Here is a 22,483-nt window from a genome sequence, read left to right on the forward strand (position 1 = left end):
CAGCCTCCATACATCATGTCTATTACTTTCGAAGCAGCAAACGAACCGAAAATGCGAAAAATGGCTGTGCAAGGATACCATCCTGAGCACAGCCATTTCTCATTGGACACATTTTTTTAATCTGACGAACCATCCGTGTGAGCAGACCCTTCATATGGGACAACTCCCTTTTGTATCATGTCAAGTACACCTGAATTATTGCTCGCTCCATAACCGCGCGATATTCACAAGCCGCCCTTCTTCAAACTCGACTCGATATATATCCGGCAGCGTCATTCCTTGCCAGAAATGATAATCGAATCGTTGATCATAATGCTGCAGCATAAGTGTCATAATGTCGCCGTGCGTGCCAATCACGACACGCTTTCCTAAATGCGTATTCAAGATTCCCTCTAGCACCTGGACTGCTCGGCTTTGTGCGGCTTTGCTGGATTCCCCTCCGGGAAAGGACGTGGTTGGATCCTGAAACAGCATCTTTTTGGCATCGAGGAAGGAATGCCCCTGAAAATCTCCGACTTTCCGTTCCCTTAAGTCCTCCTGCTCCGCAATCGGGAGTCCTAAAGCATCCGCCAATGGTTGGACCGTGACCCTGGCTCGCTGATAAGGGCTTGAAGTAATAGCGTCAATCCCTTCACCCAGGAGCAATTCCTTGACTCGAACCGCAGCGAGGGAGCCCTCCGCGGACAATCCCCGCGACCTTTCCTTCCCATCGATAAAGGGAGATTCCGCATGTCTCACAAAATAGATAGTCGTCATCCTTCGACCTCTGCTTCTTTATGAGACTCACCCTTTAATACGGGCTCCATCATCATCTCTACAAACGGTGTTAACGGTAACAAGCCCAATGACTCCAAGGGAATCCATTTGGCTCCTAATGAGTCTTGGCCGTCACCGTCCGTTTTGATAACAGCTTGAAGATCCAACAGCTCGACATCATACATGATACCGATGTGATGCAGCTCTTCCATCTGTTTCGCTTCATACTGATATACGATCGTGTAAGATACAGCCGTCCGAATGCTCCCCTTAATTGGAGAAAGTCCGGTTTCCTCTGAAAATTCGCGCTGCAGCGTATGCTCCGGCTCTTCTCCGAACTCAATGGAGCCGCCCGGTAAATCCCACTTCCCCTTGTGCGGTCCTCTCGCTTTCTGGATCAACAGGATATGATCATGCTGAATCAGTATTCCATAAACACCGAGATGCGTATGTTTCACCACGGTCAACAACCTCCTTTTCTTGCAGTGAAGGTAATCCATTGACTTCGGAATAGTACGTCTCTCCCATCCTTCACTTCCTGAATATCCTGCTGCACCTGCCGCCTCGTTAAGATCTCCCATTCCGAATACAGCTCATCAAGGATGGAAAAGGCTTTGTCGGCGGATAGATTCAACTCGATTAAGCCTGCCTCCTCTATGCCCGTTTCCTGATCGATTTCCTTTACCTCGGTGCTCATCAATATGCAATGTACGCCCTGCTCCACGGTTCCAGCCTGCATCTGTTTGATCTTGGATACAAAGGCTTCCTCGGAGCTCATATGCTCCAGACATGAGCATGCGATGACGTAATGATAAGTATCCTCGGTAATTTCATAGTGTTCTACGTCTGCCACAAGTGCCTCAAGATTTGAGCTTACGCCATGCAATGCGGCATACTGCAGCAGCTTGTCAACTGCCGATGGCAGCAGATCCACGCAGATGACCTTCCCGTTAACCGCTTGGATCCGCTGCGCAACCGGGATGCTGTTACGCCCGACGCCACAGCCTAGATCCAGTACCCGCATCTCATGAAACGGCAATAATTCCAAATGATCCAGGACCGTCTGAACGGGCTTGGCTAACCAGCTCCCAGGTTGAAACAGTACGGCTTCTTCGTACAATGTCTCGTGATACGATATTTCCTTTTCACGTGCGCGGTTGAATATGTCCATGCTATATCCCCTTGTTCTGGCCGTTATAAGGTCACTCTATAAATTCCATAAGGACAAGCCCATTTCCTTGCTCATTGCAACTCCTGCTAGGATACCTTTTTCTAATCTTCGCTTATCGTTAGCTGCGGCCACTGATCCTGCCATTGCTTCTTTCCTACCCGTTCCAAATAATAGCGTCGCTTATGAAAGTTTGGGCATCTGCGAACACGAAGCGCAAATAAATCCTCCAGTCCGTAAGGACAGCAGAGCTCAAGCTCTCCTTCGGCGTTCAGCCTTGCCCCGACCGCGGTAGCCGTCTCCGTCCAATGAGCTAACGCATCATGGGTCGAGTGATAGGGTTCATCTCCATTCTTCACATGCATTCTGGCCTGATTCTTGACCGACCATTTCGGGTTCCCCGTGGTTGTTCTTAGAAGCTCTTCCAATCGAATATCCCGGGCTTCAGACACATCTTCCGGATCGAAATACACCACATCGATATCCGTATGCCGATCCGTCCCTTCTAACCCATGAAGCAAGTCCCACACATAATTTCGGATGTAGCCTGCAGCAATATAGCATTGCGGCAGCCCTAAGTCACGAACGATGTCCAAATCCGTCATCAATTGCTGATGCTGTCTTATGTACTCCTTTAACCGTTTCTCTAACATACCATCCACCGCCAATGACCTAAATTCTTCTCAGCCCTCTTACCATTCAACTGCCACAAGTTCTTATACTAGTTAGCTGCAACTTGAATAAGAGCGTAACCCTAAAATCCTGTATTCGTGTAAAAAAGCATAGACCGCTTCACGAGAGAAGGAAACGGTCTATGCACACTCATAGATATAACTATTATATTCCAGATAATCCCTGAACGGCAAGAGAAGGCAGGGATTATGGGACGCAGCGGGTGATACCCGAGCTGCATGTTGGACAGGAATCTGAGCATGCATGCGCCATAACAGCTTCAACTTGAGCCAGATTGACTTCGGTATGCTCATGTAAGAGAGCTTATAAGCCGGATTTCGGACAGCCATGCACGAAATAATCCCACTACCGAACAATCAAGTCCAGTGGTGCTAGCTACACAGCCGCGTCCACCCGCTCCTGCGAAGCGCCGTCGCAGCGCTTGCACACTTTCAGGGCAGTCCCGTCCGATTTGGTTCGGGGATACAACAATTTCGTTCGGGTACTTTTGCACACCGGACATGTACCGCGCGCGCGAGTTGGTAGGTTCCACAAGGATTTGCCTCTTTTTTGTTTTGCCATTAGTCAGATACCCCATTTCATAGATTCATTATTATCACTCTTACTTATATGAAAGGGTTCAGCAGAACATGTCGGGCAGCTCCATTTAGATCTCACATACCATCGCTCACAACCATTGCAACCTCATCAGATCCGGAATAGATGGTGGATCGCCCTCATGGTACGCCTCCGTCGCACATTAGAAAAACGAGTGGGTAAGATAACAAAAGCGAGAAGGCAATGAAGACGCCCTCCCGCTTTTGCAACGAATTACTTATTTATAAAAGCCAGAATCTCTTCCTTGGACGGTATGGAGGCTTGCGCGCCTGGCCGGGTCACCGTCAATGCAGCCGCTGCAGTTGCAAACTGAAGGGCTTCTTCCGTTTTCAGCCCCTCCGTGCAAGCTGCCGCATAAGCACCGATGAACGTATCTCCTGCCGCCGTGGTATCCACGGGTCTGACGCGGAAAGCCGGAACGGTGAAACGCTCACCTTGTGCATTCCCATAGAAGCAGCCTTGCTCGCCAAGGGTGATGATCACGTTGGAGGTGCCTCTGCCGATAATCGACGTTGCAGCCGCATCCGCTGAAGCAGTGTCCTCCACCTTCAGGCCGCTTACCACTTCGGCTTCCGTCTCGTTCACAATCAAGGTATCGATCAGCGGCAACACGTCATGAGAGATCTTTCGCGCAGGCGCCGGATTCAACCAGACGCGAACGCCTGCCTTGTTGGCCGATTGGATAACATACTGCGTTGTCTGCCATGGAATTTCATTTTGCAGCAGTACAGCATATACTCCATCCCACTTCACCTCAGTCGCAACATCTTCTTCAGTCAACCGCCCATTGGCTCCTTCCGACAACACGATATAATTCTCGCCCGCCTCGTTAACCGTGATGATCGCCATCCCCGAGGTGCCTGTCTTGGAGAGGACGGATGTAACGCCAACCCCGCGCTCCTCCAAGGAAGCAACCAGGGTATTCCCAAAAGGATCAAGACCGACCGCGCCGACCATGACACAATCCGCACCTGCTGAGGCTGCAGCCACAGCCTGATTCGCTCCTTTACCCCCAGGAAAAAAAGATGTGCCTCTGCTATGAATCGTTTCTCCCGGCCGGGGAAACTGCTCTACATTACTCACAACATCCATATTAATGCTTCCAATGACAACTAGCTTGCGCAAAGATAACCTGCTCCCTTCTCTTAAACCAACTTCGGCTCTGATGTACGGACGTGAACATCCCTGATCTCATTCTCGCCATCCTCCAAGCAGCCAAAGCCGAACATGCCATGACCATAGGCGGTTTCCTTGCATTCTAGCACATGGTCTCCATTAATATACAAGATGAACCGATCCTTCTCGGACACCAGCTTCAGGCGGTATTCTTTCCCCCATTCCCAATCGTATCTTGCCGTAATCAGACGCTTGATCCCGAAGTCCTGTTTGATAAACGATACGGAATTCGGACCGTCGAACCCGGCCAGATAATGCCGCATGACCCCTTGCGCCCTCGTAATCAGACAATGGCTGGTGCCTGATATTGGTCTAATGGTCGCTTCAATCTCCATATCTCCTGCATAGTAATTGCCGGAATAGGACGAGGTATCCCCTTTAGATATACAATGCAATGCCCCGCCACGCAGCTCCCATTTTCCTCGATGATGCGAGAATGGAGTGACAGAAGCGAACTCTTTGGCCTGCTTGGCAAAATCGATCGTATAATCCGCAGCTCCCGTGATGCGGAATTGACCGACGAACAAACTACCGATAGCGCGGTTCAAGAGCGGCGACGGGCTCTCCAAGATCCAGCCGATCTCATCGATCATGGCGCCTTCGGTATCCGGAATGACGAATTCAACCGCGTTCCACTCTCCGCACGCTGGAGTATACGTTGCCAAACGCACTTCCTCCTGCGTATAAGTATTTCGCACATACGGAGTCAAGGTTACTGGTTCGCCTTCCCACTGATCCACATAAATTTGGGCGGATACGGTCTGCCCGCTATAGGCCAGGGGGGCAAAGGTCGGCTTATATTTCTCATCGTTAAACTCCGCCCGGCGATAGAACGGTTTATAGTAGATTTTGCTGCTGTCGCCTTCTACCAGTCGGTCAAAGACCACTTCCAAGGATCCTCTGCTATCATACGTATTCTTGGTTGAATGGCGCAAGACAGGCGTCTTGAACGAATTGCTTGTCCGAAAGCCGTGCGTGGACCCCGGCAGATCGAAATCGAAATACACCTCGCCTTGCTTCACCCGCGACACCAACGCTTCGGGGGCCTTCTCTCCATTGAGGCGATAGCCAAGCAATGCAAGCTCTTTGGCAAATGTCGGGAAATCCACCAGATTCAAATAACCGGATACACTGGAAGCCACGATGAAGTCATTGATCGGCTTGCGATAATGATCCGGAATCCCCGCCAGGCCGCCGTAAACGCCAAGGATCGTGCCCACGTTTCCGGCGTTGCAATCGGTGTCCCAGCCACACATCGATGCGATCTCGACCGTGCGTGCAAAATCCCCCTCACCATACAGAAGGGCAAGCACGCAGATCCCTGCATTCGGGATAATGTGGCAGACACCCGTATATTTATCGTATCCCCAGTGATCCTCCAAGTATTGACGGCAAGCGCGGAAATCGGAAGGTTTCTCCCGGTGGAAGTCCGTGACCGCATGCACCACGCGCGCATAAGTGGAGTCATCCGGAATCATGCGCAGTCCTTCCGCAATAATCTCATCCATGGATGAAGCATCAAAGGCTTTGGCTATGCAAGCAGCCATGAAGCGGGCGCCGTACAGCCCGTTGCCGTCGTGCGAAACACTGGCGGCTTTTTCCGCATAATCCGCCGCTTTCTCCGCCTGACCCGGGAACAGCAGGCCCCAGGAATCGATGAAGATCTGGCCGCCGATCTGCTCCGCCATCTCCGTGCCGTTGACCTCAATCGAACCGGAGCGGGGGGCTGAAATGCCTTTGCGCAGATTAACATAAGCACGGTGCTCCGTACTGATATCCTCGCCGCCCCACCAAAACATGCCGATCCCTTCCCTTGCGTAATTGAGCCATGCTCTACCCACGTCCTCCGGCTCAAGCTCGCGGTCCGTCGCATCGTCATACAGCGCGCGAATAAAGAAAACCGGACCGTTTGCGTCATCGTCCGCGGCAAAGGTTTTGTACGGCTTCACGTAATCCCGGATATCGCCGTATACGTCCCGAATGCGTTCATACGTCCAAGCTACCGGTTCGATGGGAGCACCGAGCCTTATGCCGATGTTCATGCCGATGAATCCCGCATATACCGTCTCTACATAATGTTTAGGTATCATTTGCTCTCCCTCCTGTATCAACCATTCCTCTACATCCGCTAAGCTGCAATTGCTTGTGAAAAACTATGGACTCACAATATTCTTCCGAGATTCATTGATGCGAAGATCCTCCTCAATGATCTGCGCGGCAATGCCGCTGAACCTGTCCGCGATGGCACATAGGTCCAAGCGGTTCACCTTATTCAGCTGCTCGATATCTTCCTTGCGGATGACCTCGCTGCCGTACATGGCACCCAGGATCACCCCGGCCATGACGCCGATCGAGTCCGTGTCGCGCCCGGAATTAACCCCGTCCAGGATCGAACGGTAGTACTCTCCGTCATTGAGCACGATGAACGCCAGTGCCATCGGCAGCTCTTCAATCGACCATAGGCGGCTTGGCGTATAATGGTTGCTCGGGATGCCGACCTTGTCGATATGGCGACTCACGTCATCGCCCATCGGCGAATATTTGAGCATGATCGCTTGCAATACCTCGATCACTTTGTCCATGTCATCCCGCTGATGCCGCAATTCGCGGGCGGCTTGCGTCATTTCCACAATGGCTGCTTTCGTGCCGTCTTTTGCCAGGCTGATCGCGGTGCGGACAATATCGTCCACACTCACCCCCGGCTCAAAGGCCTTCGCCACGCAAGCAGCCAGAACGCCTGCGGCTTCCAGACCGTAGCTGCTCTGATGACCCATCGCAAACAGGATGGCTTCATCATAAGCCGCCTTGGGATTGCCCGCATTGACGATCCCGATCGGGGCGATGTACATCGCCGCCCCGCAATTCACCATATTCCCGATGCCGCCTTCTCTCGGATCGCAATTAGCCAGCACATGACGCATGAAGATGTATTTTTCCGGATAGAACAACCGGTCAATGATCAACGTCTCCTCATTCAGCTCCGGGACAAACGTCTTGCGGAAGGCAATCTCCTTCACGAATTCATTGCCCATATCATAGGCATCCAAATGCCGGCCTTCAGTAAGATAAACATTCATGAGCGCAATGGTCATCAGCGTATCGTCCGTGACAATCCCGTCGCCCCTTACCCGTCCAAGCCGGACGTCGGCAGGCAGATCCATCTTATGCCATCTTGTCATAAGAGATTCCACGCGTCCGTATTTGGACTTGATCTCCTCGTACGTCAATTTCTCGATTGGAGCTCCCATTGCGTCTCCGAGCGCGGTGGATACCACCACGCCCCTCACCCGGTCACGAAACAAAGTCATAGTCATAGGCTCCTTACTTGATGTTTTCGTTGGCATATTTCGTAATTTCTGCACCGCCCGCAGCATTCCAGGCTTCAACGAATTGGTCGAATTGGGACAAGTCCTTCTTGCCCGTAATAAAGTCCGTCGAGTATTCCTTGTACAGGTTGTTCATCGCGTCCCAGTTGGCAATGAACTGCTCGGGAATGATAAAGTTGTTGTCTTCCGTGTAGAATTCGGTAGCCATTTTCAGCGATTCGGTACCCGGCTCACCCAGGAGCGGCGTTTTCAATGGCGTTTCCGATTGGATTTCGGTTGGCTCCCAGAAACGCGCATACCATTCGCTGTAATATTTCTCGTTCAGCTCGATCTCGCCGTCAACCACCTTGTAATGCTCATCTACGAAACCGAGGCGGTCCAGCATTTGGCCCTTCGGACTTGCAAGGTAATCGAACACCTTGAACGCTACGTCTTTATGCGGTGACTGCGAAGAGATCGCAAGCCCTCTGGATTCCTTCGTCACGTCGGTTGCCCCGAAGCCCTGCGCTTCGCCCTTGGCCGGCGGCAGCACGATCAGATTGGCGTCATCTCCGCCCAGTTCCTGCATTCTTCCATCATACAAATCGATGATTTTACCGGCTGTGCCCGTGATAACGGCAGCTTCCCCTTTATAGAAGGCGTCCTCCTTGGTATCCCATTGTTTTGTAATGAATTGCGGGTCCAGCAGCCCTTCCTTGTAGAGCTTATTGTAGAACGTCAGCTTTTCTTTTTCTTTCTGAGAAACCTTGGAATACTCATAAGTTCCGTCTTCCTTCTTGAGCCAAGTCGTATCCAAACCGAAAGCCGTATTGAAAATAAAGTTGATCTCGGCAATATCGCCTGCTGCCGTCAGCGCGTAGCTCGGCTTACCTTCACCCGGCTTCTTCTCCACCAGTTCCTTGAAGAAGGCATAATAATTGTCGACACTCGGGTTCTCCATCAAGGCCTTGGAGCTCTCCATGGCATTAAACCAATCCGCCCGGATGACCGGTGTTTTAGGTGCGAGCGGTTTGATCCACAGCAGATACGGATAACTTGCCATCCGGGTCTTGTTGTGCGGCTCCATGATATTTTTGATGTAAGTTGAATTTTCAATATAAGGTGTCAGATCTTCCAACAGACCTTGATCGGCAATTTGCTGGTCACCGCCCTGGAAATAGATGATATCCGGAATGGTTCCGCCCAGCAGCAGCAGATTCAGGTTCTCGGCATAACTGCCTTGTGCCAGATCCACAAGCTCGAATTTCACGTTCAAGCCTTCGTCTTCAGCCAGGGATTTCTCCAAGGTCTCGAAGAATTTAACCGAAACGGGGTTTGCCGTTCCTTCATCCTTGTACACGATCTTCAGCGTAACCGGATCCCCGGTCCCGTCAGACTGGGCGGTTCCGGGTTCAGTTTGACCTGCTCCCGGCGTGTTTGACTTCGATGTACATGCCGACATGACCATAACCAGCATGGCAACGATGAATAACAGGCTTAATTTTTTCATGTTCATCTTTCTCCCCTTTTTTGAATTTGAACATTCATGCCTTAAAAGTTAGCTGCCTTCGCCTTCCCGCTTAATCCTTCACCCCGCCCTCCAGTTCGCCTTTCGCGTAATATTTAAGAATGAACGGATATAGGAATAACAGCGGTACAATCGCAATCATGATCGTACCTGCCTGCAGGGAAGCAAAATCAAAGTTGATCGAGCTGTCGAACATGTTTTGGTTACCGATCAAGGACGTATTATCCTTGCGGACAACAAATTGTCTGAGTACAACCTGCAGCGGCCATTTGGTTGGATCCGAAATGTAGAGCGTGGCTCTGAAATATTCGTTCCAGTGATATACCCCGTAGAACAAACCCAATGTCGCCAGCCCCGGTTTGGACAGCGGCAGTATGATCTGACTATATAAGCGAAAATGACCTGCGCCGTCGATTCGGGAAGCCTCCAGAATCTCCTCCGGAATGTCCTGAATGAACCGCATAAGAATAAAGAGATAGTACACGTTGACCGCTTTGTACAGTATCAGTGATGTTAACGTATTCATCAGTCCGAGATCCTTTACCAGCAGGTATTCGGGAATCATGCCCGGCTCGAACACCATAATGACGATCAGAAAGAACAACACAACTTTTTTACCGATAAACTCGGTTCTGGCCAGCACGTACGCTGCCATGGAGGTCAGCAGCAGATTCAGGAATGTACCCGCTACGGTAATCCATACCGAATTCAGAATACTGCCCGTAATCAAGGGATTGGACAATAACAGTTGGTAATTGATCGTTGAGAATCCCTTCGGAAAAATGTCCAGTCCGCCCATCAAGTGGGCTTTGCCGGGATCGGTTAAGGATAGCGCCAGCAGATTCAGGAGAGGAACCAATACCATGAGCGTAAACACAAACAACATTAGATAAATAACGATTTTCGAAATCTCCAGCCGTCTCATCGTAATTCCCTCCTTTACCAGACGCCCTTGCCCGAGAAGCGCTTCGAGATGAAATGCGTGCCCAGGATGAGGATGATACCGATAACGCCCTTGAACAGACTTGCTGCGGTTGCATAAGCAAACTGTCCGTTCCCGATACCGATTCGGTACACATACGTGTCCAGAATATCCACCACACTGATGATGGAATCGTTCATAAAGTTAAACACTTGATCGAAACCAGCATTCATGAAGAAGCCCAGATTCAGAATGAAGACGGTTACAACTGTGCTATATAAATGAGGAAGCGTAATGAACCTCATCTGCTGCAGGCGGGTCGCCCCGTCAATCTTGGCTGCTTCATACAATCCTGGGCTGATCTTCATGATGGCTGCCAGATAGATGATGGAGTCCCAGCCGGCGCTTCGCCAGATTTCGGAAAATACAAGCACCCAACGAATATGCTCTTTGCTGGTCATGTAATCAACGGACGGCAGTTGAAAGAAATTCGCAATCAGATTGACTCCGCCTTCGGCAGGATTCAAGAGGCTGATCCAGATCCCGGCAATAACGACCCAGGATAGAAAATGCGGCAAATAAACCACGGATTGTACGTATTTGCGGTATTTCGAGCTTCGAACTTCATTAATAAGCAGTGATAACATGATTGGAATCGGGAATACAAATACGATTTTCATCAAACTGATGATGATGGTATTCTGCAGTACGCTTGTGAAGGCGGGCGAGCTGAATAGCGTCTTAAAGTGCTTCCACCCGACCCATACATGATCCCCCAGAATCCGGTAATCCTGAAAGGCAAGCTTCATGCCGTATAGCGGAATGATGTGAAAGATAAAAAAGTAGAGCAGAGGCAGCGACAGCATCGCGTATAGTACCCAATCCTGCCTTAAGCGTCTCAACACCTTCATGGCTTACCCCTCCTCCAGATGTTCAATGGATAATTTCATGAGGGGAGCATGCTGCTGGGCTCCGTACACGTCTCGGTCGCCGACACTGCCGGACGATATATCCCGCGACATCGTGATTTTGAAACCCAGCGCCTGGTCGAAAAATACCAGGTGATGAATCTGCTCCTCCCGTATCTGATACAGCTCGCATATCGTCCGTTTTGTAATGATGCCGGACTGTTTCACTTTGTCATATTGCTCTTTGGAATCAAACAACACGTCTAAAGTAATTTCGAAGGGGCCTGAGTTTTTGCTTCGCAGCACCTTCGCCAAATCGCCGAGTTGAGTCATGGTTTGATCCTCCTTATCGATGCTCTATCCGAAAAGCATTATTGTTCATTTCCATCAGATGGTAGACGGAGAATTCATAGACAGGACCGAACTCGATATCGCTTGGCGCGAAGGGAAAAGCCAGATTGCCTGCCGTTGATTTACGGCCTTCGTATCCATAATGCAGGAAGGTGGAACGCACCGTGGCGCAGATGCTGTTCGCTAACTCCTGCGTCTTGGCCACCACTTCGAACATAACGCCGACCTCGTGTCCGACGAACGACTCAGGCTCCTTGCTTCCGAGAACACCGTTCTTGCCGTAGTTGTAAAATTGAATCTGATAATCCGATTCCGGAATTTCCCGGTAATATTCCCGTGCCTGATTGCGAACATATTCCTCAACCTCTTCCAGCTTCCCGATCAGGATCGGATCCCGGATCCCCGCCACCACGAAGGTCCGATAAGCGACGCGCCTAGCGCCTTCCAGCTTAATGAAATATTTCTCTGCCGGAAGGAACCGGCTGCCGGTTACGCGAACGATGCCTTTCTCCTCTTCCTCGAAGCGGCAATTCTCCAAATCGAGCGTAAATCCGGGACCATGAAGAATATAAGGGTGTTCCTTCTCATAAAAGGTATGTGCCGCAACGCTGGTTGGGCTGCACGTCCGGTCCGGGTTAAGCGACTGAACGGTAAACGAATCGTCGCTGATCGTGCCAAGAATGCTGTCTTTGGTTGTTCCCGGTTCCGCGCACAATGCGCCGCATTCCAATATTTTGCCCAGATGATAGGATAGCCCCGGGTCCTTGCCGTGGTAGATCCCGATAGCCGCGAAAGGCGAAGGATCATACGCCCTGCCGCAGACGATGATGTCCACGCCCTGTTGAAGCGCTTCCACAATAGGTTCATGTCCCATCTGGGCAACGATGCTGTTGGTGGAGTCAATCAACTCACTGGTGAGTGGCGGAATATTCGGACTTAATGCCTTAATCCGCCCTTCTTCCTTCGCCTGATGGATTTCCTCCCGGGTGAAGTCGGCCCATATGACGGACACCTTGGCCTGAAGTCCCCGCTCATCCAAAATTTCATCAATGATGTCGAGTGTCCATTTCACATGGGTCCGTGCGCCCGAGCCGCCGGCCGAGCCGATGATGATCGGAATTTTTCGTGGCAAACCGTTCGTGAGCATAATATCCAGGTCTTTCTTAACCGCCCGCTTGCTGACGATCGATACGCCGGCACCCAACTTATGCGGTCCCCCATCCGTTGAGCCCGCATCAACAACGATGCCGTGCAGCTCGAACTCCAGTCCGTTCATGAAGGATTGTTCAGGAAATCCATATCCCAGCATGCCGCAGGGGGATAGAATTCGAATGTCTGTATTCATCTGCAGTCCCTCTTTACCAAAATATTCACCCATGACCATTGGATAATTGGATTATCCAATTTGTGCTAAAAGGGGTACGATTCTCCCCTCTTAAACATGAATGTAGTTTTTCTGTATGTTTTCTTTAACCCTGCTGAGATGGTTCAGCAAAGCCAGCTTTGCTTTTACCGGATCGCGTTCCTTAATAGCTTGCAAAATAAGTAAATGTTCTTCGTAGACCTCGCTCTTGCGACCCGGAATCTGGGCTGTTTTGCTCAGCGTCCGCTGAAGCAAATCCATATGCAATTCAATCATATTGACGAGGACCACGTTATGCGTGGCTTTAGCAATTGACAGGTGAAACGCCTGATCCGGCTTCGAGCGATCCTCCGCATTCTGATCAATCTCCCCCCACGTCGCGAAGGCTGCCTCAATCTCGGCGATATCCTCATCGGTTGCCCGCTTGGCCGCTAGCTCCACGATTCCTGTCTCGAACAATTCACGCGCCTCTAACAACTCAATGATAGTCGCACGTTCAATATTGTCCAGGATGCGGCTTCGATCCTCGGCAACATCCAGTGCCTTACTCAGGAAGCGCCCGCCGCCGGGTCTGGCTTCAATCAGTCCTTCGCGCTCCAGAATGCGGAATGCTTCCCGCAATGTCCCGCGGCTAATGCCAAACGATTGGGCCAGCTCCCGTTCAGTCGGAAGAACATCACCCGGAGCCAGATTTCCTTCCAGAATCAGATTCTTGATCTGTTCAATGACATCCTCGTACACCCGATGATATTTAATCTTCTTAATGGTCATATGACTACCCTCTCTATCCCTACTTGCGCAAACGATAATTGGGTGATCCAATTAACCGCATGTTTAGCATAAACGCATCGTAAAAGGCTGTCAAGCACAAAAAATAGCGCTTACATCATCGTTATGGAGATATTTATTGCCTGATTGAAGACATACACCGGGTAATTGGGTGACCCAATCATCTTCAGATTTTTCTTTTTCACATCATCTTATTGATCCACGTTATCCTTGTTATCCGCACCGTTGAGTATGGTTTACTTCAAATATGAGATAAGGTTTTTGATCCAACACCGCCTATAAATTTCAAAACAAATAACCCTGGCTTTGGACGGAAATCCATGACAGGGTTTATGCTCTCTAGAAAATCCAATATTAGGGTTGCGGTCTTCGTTTTGCCAACATCCATCGAACACATCCATATAAGCCGCCCAATACAATAAAGCCTCCAATTGCAGCCACGGTAAGCCATTCGCTATTCCGCTCGATCATTCCAAAAGCTACCTGAGCCTGGAGGGATTCCGCCCGTTCATATTGCCTGGTCAAATCCAGATCCCGCACATGTCTCTGTGTTAGCACCAGGCCTTGCAGGATCATAAATACAAAATAACCTATGTATATCGCTGCAGCAAACAGCACGGATTCCATAACTACACGTTTACGAGTCATTACGATTCTTCCTCTCTCCTTCTGACTTTCTAACCACAACCATAGTCCTTATATCCACTTCACAATCTCACTGATCACATAAGCGGCCGGAATGATCACCAGCTGTGCCAGCATGGTCCCAAAAAACCTTGAAACCATCAGCATCGTATATACTTTGCCAAGCTGGTCCCTCGCTTCCTCGTTCCGAGTCGCCTTGTCGGTAATCAAACCAAGCTGGGGATCGATAAATATCGTTAAAATAATCGTTGCAATTCCGTTGATCAGTCCGGATGCTTGGGATGCCGTGGTGCTGTACTGAGGAACGAGATGTGCTGCGTACAGAGATGACAGGACACCTACTGTGTAAAAAGCGGTGACCACAATATTCAGCATAATAAACCGTTTAGGTATTCCTAAGTAACGAAACTGACTCCATTTCAAATTGGGCTTTCTTATGTAATGCCTTGTGTTCTTGAGCTGTCCAATGGTCACACTGGATACCAGCTTCGGAATCGATCCGGCGACCTCCAGCTTACTGATGACTCTGCTGAACAGATTGACGAAGGTGGGAAACAACGCGATTGCGACAATCGTTCCGATCGAGGCCGCTAACAAAATCGCCCTGAAATAGGAAAGCACGTCAAACGAAGGATCCACCTTCGCATAATCAACAAACTTGGCCGTCAGCGGGGCTTGAACTAAGTTGGATGTTCGGGAAACCAGCACAATGATCCCCGTCAACGATAAGGCAACAGCAATCTTGTTTAGCTTCACCCCGGCATATCTTGCGGAGTATGATAAGGTTTCCGCCGTATGAATAATCATCGTCAGGACAAACACAACGATCAAGCTCTGTATCATAGAGGGCTCCTCCCCACCTGATGTTCAGTTCAAACGCCGTACCCTGTATTGTCGCCAATTGAGTCTGTAAGCTCTAGCCCACTCTTTATATCTATCCGATTTACGATCGAATTAGTACGTGCCCTCCCTGCTCTTCCAGCGTCAACGCCGTCCGACTATATATCTGATGCAGCTGCTGTTGAGTGATGAGACTGGCTTTGTGTTCAAATGTTACATGAAACCGTGAATTGCGTTCTGCAAGATACCGCAAATAGGCGTAGGCATCTCCATAATTCACATCATGATCCTGCTCCGGCAGGACAGGCAGATGATGCGTGAACTTGTCCTCATCATAAAATACGTTACTGTAATGGACCAAATAAACCTGGGATGCCATCCGATCAAGAAAATGATACGGATCAAACCCGTGAAAGGCCCTGCGGGTAATATCAAGCCTGGCCGTGTCCAGCACAAACCCGATTTCAGGATAAGCGTGAAAGCTATCCACAAACACATCCTCGTAATCACCAAAAAAATCATGCTCCAGCACAATACGCTGCCCATATCGGAGCTGCAGTTCACAGAGAAACTCAAATAACCGCTTGGAAATTTCCCGGAATTTTGTTTTGCTCAATTGGTTGTAACTATAACGATGTGCAGGATCGGGAAGTCTCGGATATGGGGTAAAGGGCTCCTGGAAGACCGGATAAAATGGATAATGGAACAGCATATAATCTGCGCCCACACTGGATGCTAACTGAACCTCGGCCGAGATTTGTTCTAGTGCTTCCTGAAAGTCCCCGGACTCGGGAGCATTAACTTGAGGCAATCGAAATCCAGCGTCGCCGAGAATCGGGGCATGCACACCGAAAGCGATCCGCTGGCTGCAGCAATAATCGCTGACCTGCAATAATGCCTCCCGATTCGGAAAGCTGCATATTTCCATCCCGCTGATATGCTGGTCAGCAAGCTCATCCCATCGTTCTTCCGTAAAGTGATCCCACATCCCTACCTGTAAACGCCTCGGAATCATGCCTTTGCCCCTCCTTTGACTTTCCTCTTATCCATGCCGAATCATGGATCCATAATCAACGCTGACCCGGCTGTGCGTCTCGGACGACAGACGAATTGCATCCAGAACAGCTTGTACCCTGTGGCCATCCACGAAATACGGCATGTTCAACGTTGATTGGTTTGCAGTTATACTGTGGTATATCCCATCTATCATCTGATAGAAGCCGTTATAATAGTGCGCCGCTGGTGCCTCCAGATCAGCAGGTGGTTGGAACGTCTCAATATCAATAAATTCAAATGCCCCGCCAAAGCTGCATTCGAGGGTATGGTCATCTCGCATCCTCAGCGTCCCCTTCGTTCCGTAAATCTCTAGCGTCCAACCGACTCCACGAATTCCCGGGAAAAATACATCCGCAAGGACAGAGGTTCCACCCTTAAAACGCCCTGAAAAGGTAAAGGCATCCTCAGCGTCCCTGAACTCAAGCCCTGCATCTCCCCTATAGGCAGGGATCTGGGTTCTCAGGTCGCCGTACACTTCCGTAATCTCTTCGTCCATCCACCATAGGAGTGAATCTATCATATGCGAACCGATCGCAAACAGGAATCCACCGCCATCCTCGCTGCGGGCTTCCCATCCCCGGTAAGAATTAGCCAGTACAGAGTATCCGGAGAAGCTCCCTGTATATTTGATATGCTGAATATCTCCCAGCTCTTTATCTTGCAGCATCTGTTTTATTCGTTGCCGAATCGGCGTCCATCTCCATTGAAAATTAACGAAAGCATGTCGGTCCAGCCGTTCCGACTCTCTCAGCATTTGTAACGTTTGCTCCGTATTCATGCCTAGAGGTTTCTCTGTCAGGACATGGTGGCCGGACTGCAAGGCGAGCATCGTCATTTCATAATGATGGACGGGTGCCGATACGATCGATACCAAATCCAACGGCTCACTCTCCAGCAAGTCACGCCAATTCCTGTAATACGGAATTCCATTCCACAAGCGGTCCTCCGTGCGTTGTCGATGGACACTAGCAATGGATTTCACTTCTATCCCCGGGTGCAGTTGAAGAATGGGAGCATGAACGGTACCGCCAAATCCGGTCCCTATGATTCCTACTGATATTGCCTTCATCTTATGAAACCTCCTAACATCAAGCTACCCGCCTGATGTTATTTTAACATTATTTCCCTCTCCCGTACCCTGTGACTTTGGCCAAGCCTAACTTTTCAATGGTCTAATGTACCCCCGCATCGTCGATGTTTTAAGTTTAAACGGTTGTTGCTTAGATCATAATGGAATTATAGAGGCTTATGTTTAAACGACGCTAACGTTGACTTAGCAGGGGGATCAACATGTGGAAAATGGTGCTTTCCTACCTTCCGGATTGGAAGGTTTTTATGCAGGGTTTCATCGCATTTGTGATTCCGTATATGATCTCTAGGTTTTTTAAATGGATTCATAACTCAAAGGAAGACTGAGGAAATGGCGGGTATCAACAATGAAACAACATGAGAATGAAAAAAGCAAAACATTGAGTTCTGCTCAAGCCTCATTAGAGCATTTTACGGGGAATTTCACCTTGGATTTTGAACTGGTAAGAAAAGAAATCGGCCATAACTCGGATGTGCACTTTAGGGAATTTCATATAGGAGGCACTGGCATTTGTGCGGCCCTCATTTTCTTAGATGGACTGTCGGATAAAGAACTCATCGACAAACACATCATGAAATCTCTTATGGTGAGCTTCTCCGAAAAAAACAATCAGAATCCATCTTTTGTGCAAGGGACCGTTTCTAAAGAGTTTATTAAAAATCAAGTTCTTACCATTAGTGAAGTAACCGAAGCACATCATGTAAAAGATTTAGTGTCCAAGATATTGACAGGTTCGACCGCACTGTTAGTGGATGGCGTGCAGAATGTGCTCATTCTCGGTACAACCAAAGGGAAATCACGCAGTATTGAAGAACCTTCATCGGAACCACTGGTTAGAGGCCCACGTGTAGGCTTCACAGAATCGTTAAGTGATAATACTGCCCTTTTACGACAGCATGGTGACAACTACAACTTGTCCATCATCAAGTTTCAAGTAGGACTACGTTCAAAAAAAGAACTTGTCATCGCCTATATCAAAGATATGGCGGACCCTGCTTTGGTGGAAGAGGTCCAGGAAAGAATCAAAAAAATAAAGATAGATGATGTACCGGAATCAGGATACGTAGAGCAGTTGATCGAGGATAATTACCTCAGTCCTTTTACACAAGTACAGAATACAGAGCGTCCCGACCGTGTTTACAGTGCCTTGATGGAAGGACGAGTTGCGATCTTGTTAGATGGGACGCCTTTCGCATTAATCGTTCCGGTTTCATTTAGTATGATGCTGCACTCACCAGAGGACTATTATGATCGTTGGTTACCGAGTTTTCTCATCCGCTTATTGCGTTATTTCGCGGCCCTTATATCGCTTTTTGGACCCTCCTTGTATATTTCGTTTGTCTCGTTTCACCAGGGAATGATCCCAACCAAACTGGCCTTGTCTATTATGGGCACGAGAGAAGGCGTCCCGTTTCCCGCAATAATTGAAGCACTGATCATGGAAATAGCCATCGAGATTCTGCGGGAGGGCGGACTTCGATTGCCTAAACCCATTGGTCCGGCCATGGGTATCGTCGGCGGATTGGTCATTGGGGAAGCCGCCGTACAAGCGGGGATTGTCAGTCCAATTTTGGTGATCGTGGTGGCGTTAACTGCCATTTCTTCCTTTACCGTCCCTCAATACAGCGCCGGAATTACGTTTCGCATGCTTCGTTTTGTAGCCATGTTTTTCGCTGCTGTGTTTGGATTGTATGGGGTCGTTCTCTTTTTCCTTTTCCTTTGCAGCCATTTAGTGAGGTTGAAGAGTTTTGGTGTTCCCTATATCACTCCGATCGTTCCTTATCGAGCAAGTGATTGGAAAGACTTTATGATTCGTATGCCACTTTTGAAGATGAAACGCCTTCGGAAGGCGATACATAAGAAAGATTCCATCCGCTAATGATAGCTCTCTATGAAAGGAAATACACCAACATGATAGGTAGTTCAAAAGACCAAATTACGACTTCGCAAGCAGTTGTTATCCTCGTCAATTATATTCTTGCAGCCGGGATCCTCACCCTCCCCCGCACATCTGTGGAGAAGGTGAAAACACCCGATGTGTGGATCACCGTTATTTTGGGCGGGATGATCGCAATGATCGTAGGGGTGATCATCGTGAAATTAAACAAGCGATTCCCCGAAAAAACCTTTTATCAATATAACCAAGAAATTGTAGGAAAATGGGTGGGCGGGTTCCTCAGTTTACTTGTGATCGGCTACTTTTTTACAATTTCTGCATATGAAGTCAGAACAATGGCAGAAGTAACCGGCCTTTTTTTGCTGGAAGGTACCCCCACCTGGGCCATCATCCTGCCTTTTATGTGGATAGGTCTCTATCTGATCATAGGCGGAATAAACACGATCGCCCGTTTGTTTGAAATCATATTCCCAATTACGATCGTCATTTTTTTATTGGTTGCCTTTTTGAGCTTAGGCATATTTGAGATTGATAATCTCCGTCCCGTATTAGGATTGGGAATTGCCCCCATGCTAAAAGGAATAAGGACAACGGCTCTTGCATTTTTAGGTTCTGAAATTATGCTGCTCCTTGTAGCCTTTATGAAACAGCCGGACAAAGCCGTAAAAGTTGTTCTAGTTGGAGTATTCATCCCCTTGCTCTTTTACGGCATAACCGTTGTCATGGTCATAGGAGCCCTATCGATCGATGGAGTGGTCACGAGCACATGGCCTACACTTGAGCTTATGCGAAGTTTTGAAATCCCCGGTTTGATCTTTGAACGGTTTGAATCTTTGCTGCTTGTGATATGGATTATGCAAATATTCACTACCTTTACCATTACCTATTATGCGGCTGCTTTAGGGCTGGCTCAGTTGTTCAAAAAGAAGATCCATCCATTTGTATATGGCTTGATTCCGATTATTTACATCATTGCCATGACTCCCAAAAATATTAATGACCTCTTTAAACTTGGGGATACCATCGGTAATGTCGCGTTATTATTATTTGCTGTACTACCATTAATCTTACTTCTAGTATCGAGACTGAGAGGTGGAAAAGCTTGAAGCACATCACGATACGGATCCTCTTGAGTGCGCTGTTGGTTCTTATACTCCTACCTCTTACTGGATGCTGGAGCAATAAAGAAATTGAAGATCTAGGCCTTATTGTAGGCACTTCATTGGATTTGGAAAAACAGGAGGGGGCTCGGGAAGAGTCAGCGGGACAAACAGGCAGGTATCCTAACCGGGATCAAATTACGATAACCAATCAATTTCTGACCGCAGAGACAACAGGTAAAGGAACAAAAACAGGTTCATCAACAAAAAAAGCTTACAACAACGTTTCTGAAACAGGAGATGCTATCCTGCCTACTTTACGCAATATGGTATTAAGAATCGACAAACGTGCCTTTGCCGAACATTCAAAAGTGATTATCATTGGAGAGGATCTTGCGCGTACTTTGGATTTGCAAAAGATGTTGGATTTTTTTATTAGAGAACAAGAGATGAGACCAAGCGGCCTCCTTCTAATTGCTCAAAACCGTGCGAGTAAAACACTAGAATCGAAAAAACCGATGGATATCCCAGCATTCCGGCTCGTTGAAATGACACACGGTCACGGAAGAACCACCAAAATTTTGCCTCCAACTACACTTACCAAAATAGAGGGGAAGCTGCATTCCGGAGCCAGCTTTCTTTTGCAAAATGTCGTCTCGTCGTCGAATGGAGAAATAAAATTTGCAGGAGCTGCCGTCATTGAAGGGAAAACTAAAAAACTGCGTGGTTTTTTGAATGAACAGGAAATAGAGGGCTTAACGTGGATAACCGGAAAGGGGAAAGGCGGTTTAGTTAAAAGCGTTGATAAAAAGACAGGGCAGCCTATTGTATACGAAATGCTGTCTATGAAAAGTAAAATTAAACCTCATGTTGATGGAAACAATATCTCGTTTAATATAGAAGTCGAGTCTGAAGGAAGAATTGCCGAGCATTGGGTGGTTTCGGAGAAACCCATTGAAACTGAATTTTTGAAAAGAGTGGAAAAAGCTATTGAAGAAGAGGTTGAGCGTTTGGTAAAGAATGTACTCGATAAAATTCAACATGAATACAAGACAGACGTTTCCGGTTTCGGAAACAAATTGAGAATTAAGTATCCTCATATATGGAAGACAGCCAAAAAAGATTGGGATCAAACATTTAGTGAGGTTCCGATCCAGTATGAGGTGAAAATAACGATCAAAGATTATGGGACATCCGATGAATGAGTTCGCTGTATATCCTTCTTCATCCCAATGGTGAATCGCTGAAAGCCCAGCTTCTCATAATACGGCTCCAGCTCTTCCTCACACATCAGCTGCGGGAAGACCCCGAACTTCTCGCAATGTTCAACCAATCGATGGAGGATCTCGCGGCCTATCCCTCTGGACTGATAATCCGGATGTACGCCTAATCCGCATATAACGCCGGTAATAACCCCATCGGAAACCAAACGTCCCATGCCTACCAATTTATGCCCTTCATATGCATAGATGGCATACCAGCTCTGCAAGCACATGGTTTTCAATTCGGTAACGGATAGATGAATAGAGTTCCAACCAAGCGAAGCGTACAAAGCTTCCAGTTGACGAAAATCCTCAGGCGCCTCTGAGGTATATATTACGGTCTGTACCATACAATCACCTTCCTTAGGATCTGTTTACCGGATACGCCATAACACTCATCAAGGCATTCTCGGCCTGTGTGGAATCGAGACGGCTGTATTGAACAAATACGGGTGCACTGCTCGTAACTTCCATAGCATAGGGAATACCTGGAGGAATACCGTGCCCGCCGTCCGTTTGAAGCGAGCTGGTTCGTATGTGCTTGGTTCTTCTTGCTGGTACGATGGTTTCCATTCCTAGCAATGGATCACGATCCTCGAAGTAAGCATGAATCGTAACCACAACGTACTGCTCGGTTAAGTTCAACACACAGACGGATTCATGACTGGTTAGTTCTCCGCTGCTTTCAGGAGGGATATACCCGTCGGGAATAATCCATTGTTTTTCGCCTTTTGACATGCGTTTCACTCCTCGCAACTCATGGATTTAGGCTGCATAAATAAAAATACATTCGCTATGGACACCGAAAATTCCTTTAATCCTCGTTGCGACCCATCACGCTAGCGCAAAAACAGAGACAACGGCTGGAGTCCAAGCGCCTTCAAACGGCGAGCCACCATGTCGGCCAACCGGGCCGCACCGCGCTCTTGAAAATGAGTGTCGTCCATGACGCCCTGCGGAAACAGAAGAAACTCCCCTGGCCTCCCCCACATAAACACGGATTTAGTCCCTTCGGGACCCAGCTGGTTAAAATTTCA

24 protein-coding genes are annotated in these 22,483 nt (G+C 48.6%); 3 read left to right on the forward strand and 21 right to left on the reverse strand.

The features are described 5' to 3' along the window. Positions 1–195: 195 nt before the first annotated feature. From MHH48_RS23710 to MHH48_RS23795, 18 genes are all read right to left on the reverse strand, one after another. Positions 196–756 carry a histidine phosphatase family protein gene (locus MHH48_RS23710; protein WP_076325082.1) on the reverse strand — a complete coding sequence of 187 codons (561 nt, stop codon included), beginning with the start codon at positions 754–756 and terminating at the stop codon, positions 196–198. Continuing rightward, on the reverse strand, positions 753–1,217 hold the full coding sequence (locus MHH48_RS23715; protein ID WP_076325083.1) for an NUDIX domain-containing protein: 465 nt from the start codon (positions 1,215–1,217) through the stop codon (positions 753–755). Before MHH48_RS23715 ends, MHH48_RS23710 begins: the two co-directional genes overlap by 4 nt. A gap of 2 nt (positions 1,218–1,219) precedes the next feature. Continuing rightward, complete coding sequence (locus tag MHH48_RS23720; RefSeq protein WP_076325084.1) at positions 1,220–1,927, reverse strand: class I SAM-dependent methyltransferase; 708 nt, start codon at positions 1,925–1,927, stop codon at positions 1,220–1,222. 101 nt (positions 1,928–2,028) lie between these two features. Beyond that, positions 2,029–2,577, reverse strand: coding sequence for a nucleotidyltransferase family protein (locus tag MHH48_RS23725; RefSeq protein WP_076325259.1), 549 nt, complete (start codon positions 2,575–2,577; stop codon positions 2,029–2,031). 415 nt (positions 2,578–2,992) lie between these two features. After that, positions 2,993–3,178, reverse strand: coding sequence for a hypothetical protein (locus MHH48_RS23730; RefSeq protein ID WP_074961828.1), 186 nt, complete (start codon positions 3,176–3,178; stop codon positions 2,993–2,995). A gap of 249 nt (positions 3,179–3,427) precedes the next feature. Beyond that, positions 3,428–4,339, reverse strand: coding sequence for a ribokinase (rbsK, locus tag MHH48_RS23735; protein ID WP_076325085.1), 912 nt, complete (start codon positions 4,337–4,339; stop codon positions 3,428–3,430). A gap of 20 nt (positions 4,340–4,359) precedes the next feature. Further along, positions 4,360–6,480, reverse strand: a complete 2,121-nt coding sequence (locus MHH48_RS23740) for an ADP-ribosylglycohydrolase family protein (protein ID WP_076325086.1) — start codon at positions 6,478–6,480, stop codon at positions 4,360–4,362. Positions 6,481–6,543: 63 nt separating this feature from the next. Further along, positions 6,544–7,698, reverse strand: a complete 1,155-nt coding sequence (locus MHH48_RS23745) for an ADP-ribosylglycohydrolase family protein (protein WP_076325087.1) — start codon at positions 7,696–7,698, stop codon at positions 6,544–6,546. A gap of 13 nt (positions 7,699–7,711) precedes the next feature. Then, positions 7,712–9,205 (reverse strand): extracellular solute-binding protein, encoded by a 1,494-nt coding sequence (locus MHH48_RS23750; RefSeq protein ID WP_076325088.1) that lies wholly within the window; start codon positions 9,203–9,205, stop codon positions 7,712–7,714. Between the two features lie 70 nt (positions 9,206–9,275). Then, the gene (locus MHH48_RS23755) at positions 9,276–10,148 is read right to left on the reverse strand and encodes a carbohydrate ABC transporter permease (RefSeq protein ID WP_076325089.1); all 873 of its coding nucleotides are present in this window, start codon (positions 10,146–10,148) and stop codon (positions 9,276–9,278) included. A 14-nt stretch (positions 10,149–10,162) separates the two neighbouring features. Continuing rightward, positions 10,163–11,056, reverse strand: coding sequence for an ABC transporter permease subunit (locus tag MHH48_RS23760; protein ID WP_083659788.1), 894 nt, complete (start codon positions 11,054–11,056; stop codon positions 10,163–10,165). 3 nt (positions 11,057–11,059) lie between these two features. Then, a complete protein-coding gene (locus MHH48_RS23765; RefSeq protein WP_083659789.1) occupies positions 11,060–11,386 on the reverse strand; it encodes a DUF4387 domain-containing protein in 327 nt (108 codons plus the stop codon). Between the two features lie 13 nt (positions 11,387–11,399). Then, entirely contained in the window at positions 11,400–12,749 is a 1,350-nt protein-coding gene (locus MHH48_RS23770) for an acyclic terpene utilization AtuA family protein (protein ID WP_256720746.1), read from the reverse strand. 90 nt (positions 12,750–12,839) lie between these two features. Further along, the gene (locus tag MHH48_RS23775) at positions 12,840–13,538 is read right to left on the reverse strand and encodes a FadR/GntR family transcriptional regulator (protein ID WP_076325091.1); all 699 of its coding nucleotides are present in this window, start codon (positions 13,536–13,538) and stop codon (positions 12,840–12,842) included. 372 nt (positions 13,539–13,910) lie between these two features. Then, positions 13,911–14,204, reverse strand: coding sequence for a hypothetical protein (locus MHH48_RS23780; RefSeq protein WP_076325092.1), 294 nt, complete (start codon positions 14,202–14,204; stop codon positions 13,911–13,913). A 48-nt stretch (positions 14,205–14,252) separates the two neighbouring features. Then, positions 14,253–15,044 (reverse strand): lipid II flippase Amj family protein, encoded by a 792-nt coding sequence (locus tag MHH48_RS23785; protein WP_076325093.1) that lies wholly within the window; start codon positions 15,042–15,044, stop codon positions 14,253–14,255. A gap of 100 nt (positions 15,045–15,144) precedes the next feature. Continuing rightward, entirely contained in the window at positions 15,145–16,056 is a 912-nt protein-coding gene (locus tag MHH48_RS23790; RefSeq protein ID WP_076325094.1) for a xylose isomerase, read from the reverse strand. Positions 16,057–16,083: 27 nt separating this feature from the next. Further along, positions 16,084–17,166: a Gfo/Idh/MocA family oxidoreductase gene (locus MHH48_RS23795; protein ID WP_076325095.1), complete on the reverse strand. Its 1,083-nt coding sequence runs from the start codon at positions 17,164–17,166 to the stop codon at positions 16,084–16,086. A gap of 367 nt (positions 17,167–17,533) precedes the next feature. Here MHH48_RS23795 and MHH48_RS23800 point away from each other — a divergent pair, with 367 nt between their 5' ends. The 3 genes from MHH48_RS23800 to MHH48_RS23810 are packed head-to-tail and all read left to right on the forward strand — an operon-like array spanning position 17,534 to position 21,389. Further along, a complete protein-coding gene (locus MHH48_RS23800) occupies positions 17,534–19,066 on the forward strand; it encodes a spore germination protein (RefSeq protein WP_076325096.1) in 1,533 nt (510 codons plus the stop codon). Positions 19,067–19,098: 32 nt separating this feature from the next. After that, positions 19,099–20,190 (forward strand): spore germination protein, encoded by a 1,092-nt coding sequence (locus tag MHH48_RS23805; RefSeq protein WP_076325260.1) that lies wholly within the window; start codon positions 19,099–19,101, stop codon positions 20,188–20,190. Further along, a complete protein-coding gene (locus MHH48_RS23810) occupies positions 20,187–21,389 on the forward strand; it encodes a Ger(x)C family spore germination protein (RefSeq protein WP_076325097.1) in 1,203 nt (400 codons plus the stop codon). Before MHH48_RS23805 ends, MHH48_RS23810 begins: the two co-directional genes overlap by 4 nt. On the opposite strand, the gene MHH48_RS23815 is transcribed toward MHH48_RS23810, so the two are convergent. The 3 genes from MHH48_RS23815 to MHH48_RS23825 all read right to left on the reverse strand — a co-directional run bounded on the left by MHH48_RS23815 (position 21,368) and on the right by MHH48_RS23825 (position 22,444). Continuing rightward, positions 21,368–21,796 (reverse strand): GNAT family N-acetyltransferase, encoded by a 429-nt coding sequence (locus tag MHH48_RS23815; RefSeq protein WP_076325098.1) that lies wholly within the window; start codon positions 21,794–21,796, stop codon positions 21,368–21,370. The genes MHH48_RS23810 and MHH48_RS23815 overlap by 22 nt on opposite strands. Positions 21,797–21,809: 13 nt before the next feature. Next, positions 21,810–22,184, reverse strand: coding sequence for a sensory rhodopsin transducer (locus tag MHH48_RS23820; protein ID WP_076325099.1), 375 nt, complete (start codon positions 22,182–22,184; stop codon positions 21,810–21,812). Between the two features lie 101 nt (positions 22,185–22,285). Further along, positions 22,286–22,444: a hypothetical protein gene (locus MHH48_RS23825; protein WP_256720748.1), complete on the reverse strand. Its 159-nt coding sequence runs from the start codon at positions 22,442–22,444 to the stop codon at positions 22,286–22,288. Positions 22,445–22,483 lie beyond the last annotated feature (39 nt).

Source organism: Paenibacillus sp. FSL F4-0100 (assembly GCF_037993005.1).
GTDB lineage: Bacteria > Bacillota > Bacilli > Paenibacillales > Paenibacillaceae > Paenibacillus_AQ.